This is a genomic window from Pseudomonas sp. MD195_PC81_125 (assembly GCF_014060985.1).
In the GTDB taxonomy this organism is placed as follows: Bacteria; Pseudomonadota; Gammaproteobacteria; order Pseudomonadales; family Pseudomonadaceae; genus Aquipseudomonas; species Aquipseudomonas parakoreensis.
In genome coordinates, this window is sequence record NZ_JABULD010000053.1 from 1 (window position 1) to 7,105 (window position 7,105).

General features: G+C 61.2%; 6 protein-coding genes and 3 pseudogenes. 6 read left to right on the forward strand and 3 right to left on the reverse strand.

The window, feature by feature from the left end; translation table 11 throughout:
• Window positions 1-43: 43 nt before the first annotated feature.
• A pseudogene (locus HT737_RS02735) lies at window positions 44-401 on the reverse strand (hypothetical protein).
• Window positions 402-613: 212 nt separating this feature from the next.
• Between HT737_RS02735 and HT737_RS02740 the strand changes: the two are divergent.
• The 5 genes and pseudogenes from HT737_RS02740 (at window position 614) to ada (ending at window position 3,746) form a co-directional block, all read left to right on the forward strand.
• On the forward strand, window positions 614-916 hold the full coding sequence (locus HT737_RS02740) for a DUF1883 domain-containing protein (protein WP_041064472.1): 303 nt from the start codon (window positions 614-616) through the stop codon (window positions 914-916).
• Between the two features lie 22 nt (window positions 917-938).
• Complete coding sequence (locus HT737_RS02745; protein ID WP_155416817.1) at window positions 939-1,115, forward strand: hypothetical protein; 177 nt, start codon at window positions 939-941, stop codon at window positions 1,113-1,115.
• Window positions 1,116-1,209: 94 nt separating this feature from the next.
• Window positions 1,210-1,920, forward strand: a complete 711-nt coding sequence (locus HT737_RS02750; RefSeq protein WP_182401357.1) for a 2OG-Fe(II) oxygenase — start codon at window positions 1,210-1,212, stop codon at window positions 1,918-1,920.
• A 5-nt stretch (window positions 1,921-1,925) separates the two neighbouring features.
• Entirely contained in the window at window positions 1,926-2,591 is a 666-nt protein-coding gene (alkB, locus tag HT737_RS02755; protein ID WP_182401363.1) for a DNA oxidative demethylase AlkB, read from the forward strand.
• A gap of 86 nt (window positions 2,592-2,677) precedes the next feature.
• Window positions 2,678-3,746 (forward strand): annotated as a pseudogene (gene ada / locus HT737_RS02760) (bifunctional DNA-binding transcriptional regulator/O6-methylguanine-DNA methyltransferase Ada).
• Here the strand turns inward: ada and HT737_RS02765 are convergent.
• The gene (locus HT737_RS02765; RefSeq protein ID WP_182401359.1) at window positions 3,743-4,201 is read right to left on the reverse strand and encodes a GyrI-like domain-containing protein; all 459 of its coding nucleotides are present in this window, start codon (window positions 4,199-4,201) and stop codon (window positions 3,743-3,745) included. The pseudogene ada and the gene HT737_RS02765 sit on opposite strands and share 4 nt — an antisense overlap.
• Window positions 4,202-4,263: 62 nt before the next feature.
• Window positions 4,264-5,249: pseudogene (locus tag HT737_RS02770) on the reverse strand (MDR family oxidoreductase).
• A gap of 189 nt (window positions 5,250-5,438) precedes the next feature.
• On the opposite strand from HT737_RS02770, the gene HT737_RS02775 reads away from it, so the two are divergent.
• On the forward strand, window positions 5,439-7,105 hold a 1,667-nt coding region (locus tag HT737_RS02775), incomplete at its 3' end, for an autotransporter (RefSeq protein WP_182401361.1).

A 7,105-nucleotide genomic window follows, 5' to 3' on the forward strand; every position in this document is an offset into this window, starting at 1 on the left:
CAGCATGACTGTGGCGGCATTGGTGCTGATGGCCGCTATTCTATCAGCCGGAAATGCAGGCATTGGCGGCGTTTTTGCACGTCGCGAGGACGAATCGGCACATTGGACATGCGCTCATGCAACTTGATGCTGCTGCCGCCGGAACGGTCGTCGATATCAAACACCGCTGCCGCGCCAGTGGAAAATTTCCCGGGAACAATCACCCGCACGCCATCCTTGTGCGGCTGCATCTGCAGTGCGCCGCGACTGTTAGCCAGCTTGTCCGCCAGGCACTGCGCATACTCATGGGGTTTCTTGCCGGAAATCACGCTCATGGTGGGCAAGGTTTCATTGATTTCGGAAACACTCGCGCAACCACCCATGACCAACATCAACGGCAGACACACCACACCCCACTTCATACAAATACCTCCCATAAAGACCCTCGGACAGCAGTAATGCCATTTTTCTCCGAGGCTTACTCCATTAAACCCGCAGCGAATCGCGAATAACCGTTTTTAATTGTCAAAGCAGCGCTCGACGGCGGGATAATAACCCGTTCGGGCTGATAAACTGCGCCAATCGCACATGCTATCGTTTTGATTTAGTAGAAAAAGCCCTTCTGGAGGCGCCCATGAAATTCATTCACCAGCGCGAGCACCTCAACGAAGACGACATTGTCGTCATCCAATGCTCGCAAACCTGCAACATCCGCTTGATGAACGACGCCAACTTCCGTGCGTTCAAGAACGGCGGCCGCCACACCTACCACGGCGGCGCTTTCGACACGTTTCCGGCGCGCATCACCGCGCCGAGCACCGGTTTCTGGAACATCACCATCGACACCGTCAGCCGGCGCGCCATCAGCGTCACGCGCAAACCGACCCTGACCCACTCGATCAAGATCATCCGCCGCTCCAGCTCCAAACTGAGCTGAGTCGCCCCAACGCAAGGTAAGCATGACCGTGGCCCAAACGACCAAATACGTCATCAAATACAAGCTCAACGGCGAGCGCCGCTTCGAGTTCGCGCAACTGCAAAACGGCACCGTGGAAGAAGCCAGGGCTGCACTGGATGCCATCCACGGCCAGACCGAAGATGTGATCAGCGATATCGCCGTCAGCAAAGCCCTGTAACGCAACACCCCGGATTCGACCGCAAGCGGCAGAGTGTTCTGCCGCCGGGATTTGCCCAGACTGACAGCCTCGACCAAAGGGTTCAGGAGTCAGAATGTCAATGTCCCCGTCTCGGCTGGATGCGCTCGATTGGGCGAGCCTCGAACAGCATCTGGATCAATATGGCTATGCCATCGTCCGCTCACTGCTGTCGGCGCAAACCTGTGAGCGCTTGAGCGCCCTGTATTCGCAGACCGAACCGTTTCGTTCCCAGGTCATCATGGCTCGCCACGGTTTCGGTCGCGGGGAATACAAGTACTTCAGCTATCCCCTGCCGACAACCATCGAACGTCTGCGCACTGCGCTTTACTCGCGCCTGGTGCCGCTGGCCAACCGCTGGTACGAACGCATGAATGTGCCTGTACGCTTTCCCGCAACCCATGCCGGGTTTGTGCAGCGCTGTCACGATGCCGGCCAACTGCGGCCCACACCCTTGCTGTTGCAATACGGCCCGCAGGACTACAACTGCCTGCATCAGGATCTGTACGGAGAACTGGTTTTCCCACTGCAAGTGGCGATTCTTCTGTCGCAGCCCGGAGAGGATTTTACCGGTGGACAGTTCGTCCTGACCGAGCAGCGTCCACGCCTGCAGTCCCGACCACACGTCGTGGATCTGCAAAAGGGTGACGCGGTTATATTCGCGGTCAACCAGCGCCCGGTCAGCGGCACACGTGGCGATTATCGAGTGACCATGCGTCATGGCGTCAGTCGCCTGCACAGCGGAAACCGGCATACTCTGGGCATCATCTTCCACGACGCAGTATGAGCAGCATGCAACCGAGCCACTTCGACCTGTTCGCCGACCACGAACCCGAGCAACAACCCCGCGCCGAGCAAATCGGTGAACAATCGTGGGTTTTGCGCGGTTTCGCCCTGCCGATGATCGATCAACTGTTGCCAGCGCTGGACGGCGTTCTCACCGCAGCGCCATTGCGTCACATGATGACCCCGGGCGGTTTCAGCATGTCGGTGGGCACCAGCAGCTGCGGAGCGCTGGGCTGGATCACCGATCGCAGCGGTTATCGCTACAGCACCATGGATCCGCTGAGCGGCAGACCGTGGCCGGCAATGCCCCAAGTGTTGTTCGAACTGGCACAGAGAGCGGCACTGCGCGCAGGATTTACCGGATTTCACGCCGATTCGTGCCTGATCAACCAATACGTCCCCGGCGCCAAGATGTCTTTGCACCAGGACAAGGACGAACATGCCTACGCGGCGCCGATCGTTTCGTTGTCCTTGGGGTTGCCGGCAATGTTCCTGTTCGGTGGTTTTGTCCGCAGCGACAAGAGCCAGCGCATTCCTCTGCTGCACGGCGACATGGTGGTCTGGGGCGGGGTCGATCGCCTGCGTTTTCACGGTGTGCTGCCGATCAAGCCCGGCCAGCATCCGCGTCTGGGCGAGCGGCGGATCAATCTGACCTTCCGGGTCGCCGGGTGATCTGAAAAGTTTGACCGCAAGGCCCGGAGTGTTACCCACATTGCTGCTGGTTAACCTGAATCAAACAGGTCAACGGACTACTCGTCATGAAAAAGCTTTCGCCGATCATCAATGTTGAAACCGATCCACGCTGGGCCGCCGTGATCGCGCGGGATCCGCGAGCCGACGGGCAGTTTGTCTACGCGGTGAAAACCACCGGTATCTATTGCCGCCCGAGCAGCCTTTCGCGATTGCCCAAGCCGCAAAATGTCGAATTTTTCGACAGCGCCGAAGCAGCCGAGGCGGCGGGTTATCGTCCGAGCAAACGCACTCGCAAGGATCAGACCGACGTCGCCGCCCAACATGCCGCGACGGTGGCGCTGGCCTGCCGGCAGATCGAAACCTGCGAAACTGCGCCGGCGCTTAACCAGCTCGCCGCGACCGCCGGCCTCAGCCCCTTCCATTTTCATCGCGTATTCAAGGCCGCTACCGGTCTGACGCCAAAGGGTTACGCGGCGGCGCATCGCTCGCGCCGGGTGCGGGAACGGCTCGCGAATGGCGGTTCGGTGACCGATGCGCTGTACGACGCCGGCTTCAATTCCAACAGCCGCTTTTACGAATCGGCCGACAAGCTGCTGGGCATGAAGCCCGGTGACTATCGCGCTGCCGGGCGCAATAACGACATACGCTTTGCCGTTGGCCAATGTTCGCTCGGGGCGATTCTGGTGGCGCAAAGCGAACGCGGGGTGTGCGCGATCCTGTTGGGCGACGATCCGCACCAACTGGTGTGTGATCTGCAGGATCAGTTCCGTCAGGCCAACCTGATTGGCGCCGACGCCGGGTTCGAACAGTTGATTGCCAAAGTGGTGGGCTTCATCGAAGCCCCGGCACTGGGCCTCGACTTGCCACTGGATGTGCGCGGCACCGCGTTTCAGGAGCGCGTCTGGCAGGCGTTGCGGGAAATCCCGGTGGGTCGCACCGCCAGTTACGCCGAAATCGCCCAACGCATTGGCGCGCCGACGTCCATGCGCGCGGTGGCGCAAGCCTGCGGCGCCAACCGTCTGGCCGTGGCAATTCCTTGCCACCGCGTGGTGCGCAGCGATGGCAATCTCTCGGGGTATCGCTGGGGGTGTGGAGCGCAAGCGCCAGTTGCTGGATCGCGAAACCCAGCCTTAGCGAATCCCGATGCAGACCGCCACGGACTCGGGGCCGGTATAGGCCTCGTAGTCGGTGGCATAGCGACGCTGAATCTGAGGGTTCTCCTCAAAGAAAGTCCAGATCCGTCCCCAGGTCGCAATGACCGCGTCAGGCAACGGCCCCTGCGCCTCGAACACCAGATATTCGCCGGCTTCGATCTGTACGGTCTCATAGCCTTTGGGTTGTGCATTGACCGCGACCCCCGCGGTGACATCGAATGCACCCGAGGCGTCGGATTCATAGGCCGAATACACACCATAAATTGCAGAGCCCGGGATCTTGCCGGGAATACTCTCGGCCTGTTCTTCACTGAAAAACCGGCCCCACATCGGGCCGATCTTTGCGCTCTGGGGCTGGTGCTCTGCGGCGTTGGTCGTGCGCACACGCAGGCCGGCCACGGTGAAGGCGTCGATTTGCTGTCGTTTCAAATCCATCGAAAATACCGCTCCCTGTAATAGAAGTGCGGCCACACAGGGCCGCAATGGCGCTTACTCTGTCAGCGATTGACGTCGACCACAACCCTGCCGCGCAGCTGTCCGGCGAGCAATTTGGGTGCCGCGTCGATGGCTTCGCTCAGGGCGATTTCGTGGCTGATCAAAGGCAACAAGGCGAAGTCCAGATCCTTGGCCAGACGTTTCCAGGCCTCGATCCGCCGGGCCTTGGGTTGGGTCACGCTGTTGATGCCCGCCAGGGTCACGCCGCGCAGAATGAACGGCGCCACCGACGCAGGAAAATCCATACCCTGGGCCAGACCGCAGGCCGCCACCCGTGCCTTCGGCGCGGGTACTGGCACAGGCGTTGGCCAAGGTGTGGCTGCCGACCGAGTCGATCACGCCGGCCCAGCGTTCCCTGGCCAGCGGTTTGCCCGGTTCCGACAAGGTTGCGCGGTCGATGATCTCGCTGGCGCCCAGTTGCTTCAGGTACTCATGCTCGGACACCCGGCCGGTGGATGCCACCACGCGATACCCGAGTTTGCTGAGCAAGGCGATGGCGAAAACTGCCCACCCCTCCGTTGGCGCCGGTCACCAGCACTTCGCCCTGATCCGGCGTCACGCCGTTGCGCTCCAGCGCCAGAATGCACAGCATCGCCGTGTAGCCGGCGGTACCGATGGCCATCGCTTGCGCGGCGCTGAAGGCCTCGGGCAAGGGAATCAGCCAGTCGCCACGGAGGCGCGCCTTCTGTGCCAGGCCACCCCAGTGACTTTCGCCCACGCCCCAGCCATTGAGCAGCACCTGATCACCAACCTTGTAGTCAGGATGCGAGCTGACCTCGACCGTGCCCGCCAGGTCGATCCCAGGCACCATCGGAAACTGGCGTACCACCGGGCTGCTGCCGGTAATCGCCAGACCATCCTTGAAGTTCAGCGTGCTGTACGCCACCCGCACCGTTACGTCGCCTTCGGGCAACTGCGCTTCATCGATCTGCTGCAGGCTGGCGCGGTAATCGCTGTCGTCTTTGTCGATCAAAATGCCGTTGAACATGGCTGCCTCTCACTCAGTGGATTCAAATCCTCGCGCCTTGAAATAACACAAAGCAACACATTGCCCCACCCGACTTTGCGCCAATTCGCAAATCCGCCCAGTGATTCCATAGCGGGCGACTATGCTTTTTCGACGGTCGTGCTTTCGTTGCCCTCCTGCTGAAAGCGGCCCCTGTCGATGGAGCTGACAATGCCTTACCCGCGCTCATGGCTTGCAATCCTGATGCTGTGCCTGCTGACCGCCGGCAACCCGTGGGCCGCCCCGGCCACTGCCGACAAACCCGCGGCTGCCGACGCCGCCCCCGGCGCGCCGACGTGGCCGCAAGTGATCACCAGCGGCAAGGCCAGGCTGACCGTGTACCAGCCGCAACTCGACAGCTGGGATGGCTACACACTCAATGCCCGGGCGGCGGTCGAAGCCACCGGCGCCGACGGCAAACCCACTTACGGCATTGTCCAGTTCAGTGCGCACACGCTGGTCGACAAGGCCACGCGCTGGGTCGCACTGGATCAATACAAGATCATCAAGGCCGACTTCCCCGCCGATACCAGCCAGGCGGATGTCTGGCTCGCGGCACTGCAAAAGGATGCCCAGAGCCGCAAGAAGACCATTTCCCTCGATCAACTCGAGGCCGCCGTCGGTGTGCTGTCGGCAGAGCAGAAAGCCGACAGCGCACCGTTGGAAAATACCCCGCCGGCGATCATCAGTTCCGACGTCCCCGCCCTGCTTGTCTATATTGATGGCGACGCGGCGTATCGCGCGGTCGAGGGCACCGGGTTGCAGCGGGTGATCAACACCCGCCCGTTATTGCTCAAGGACGCCGAGGGCAAGCACTACTTGCATGTGTTTGATGGCTGGATGGTCGCTGACAACCTCAGCGGCGAGTACACCCGTCTGACCGCACCGCCTGCCGATCTGGAGAAGGCCAAACAGGCGGCGATCCAGAGCCGCCAGGTCGATCTGCTGACCGGGCAGAGTGATCCGAAAGACAAGGTGCCAAATCTGGCCAAACCGCCGCAGCCGAAAATCTTCATCGCCACCACCCCCACCGAGCTGATCGTTACCGACGGGGCTGCGCAGTGGTCGCCGATCCAGGGCACCAGCCTGCTCTACGTGAGCAACACCACCGGGCACATCTTCAAGGAAATCGGCGACCAGAACAGCTACGTGCTGATTTCCGGACGCTGGTTCCGGGCCGCCGACATGAACGGGCCGTGGACGTTTACCCCGGCGGACAAATTGCCTACCGACTTCGCCAACATCCCCGACGACAGCCCGAAAGAGAACGTCAAGGCCTCCGTCGCCGGTACGCCGCAGGCCAAGGAAGCCGCGATTGCCGCCACCATCCCGCAAACCTCGGCGATCAAGAAAAGTGCAGTGAAAATGACCGCGCCGCAGTTCGACGGCGAGCCGCAACTCAAACCGATCAACACCACGTCGCTGCAATATGTGGTCAACAGCGCGACGCCGATCATTCGTGTCGACGACAACAGCTGGTATGCCGTGGAGAACGGCATCTGGTTCACCGCAACGACAGTCAGCGGACCGTGGGTCGTCGCCAGTTCGGTACCGTCGGTGATCTATTCCATCCCGCCGAGTTCACCGATGCATTACCTCACTTACGTCAAAGTCTATGAGTCCAGCGGTGACACGGTGGTGGTTGGCTACACCCCGGGCTATCAAGGGTCGAACCTGGATCCGGCCACGGGTGTGGTGGTTTACGGCACCGGATATCCGTACACGCCGTGGGTCGGCAGTGTCTGGTATGGGCCGCCCGTGACCTACGGTTTCGGCGTCGCGATTCGCTACACACCCTGGACCGGCTGGACCTTCGGTTTCGGCTTCGGCTGGAGCTG

Excerpts from the sequence above, each read along its gene's own strand:
- HT737_RS02745 (WP_155416817.1), top strand. The coding sequence starts at position 939 with ATGACCGTGGCCCAAACGACCAAATACGTCATCAAATACAAGCTCAAC.
- HT737_RS02765 (WP_182401359.1), bottom strand. The coding sequence starts at position 4,201 with ATGGATTTGAAACGACAGCAAATCGACGCCTTCACCGTGGCCGGCCTG.
- alkB (WP_182401363.1), top strand. The coding sequence starts at position 1,926 with ATGCAACCGAGCCACTTCGACCTGTTCGCCGACCACGAACCCGAGCAA.
- HT737_RS02750 (WP_182401357.1), top strand. The coding sequence starts at position 1,210 with ATGTCAATGTCCCCGTCTCGGCTGGATGCGCTCGATTGGGCGAGCCTC.
- HT737_RS02740 (WP_041064472.1), top strand. The coding sequence starts at position 614 with ATGAAATTCATTCACCAGCGCGAGCACCTCAACGAAGACGACATTGTC.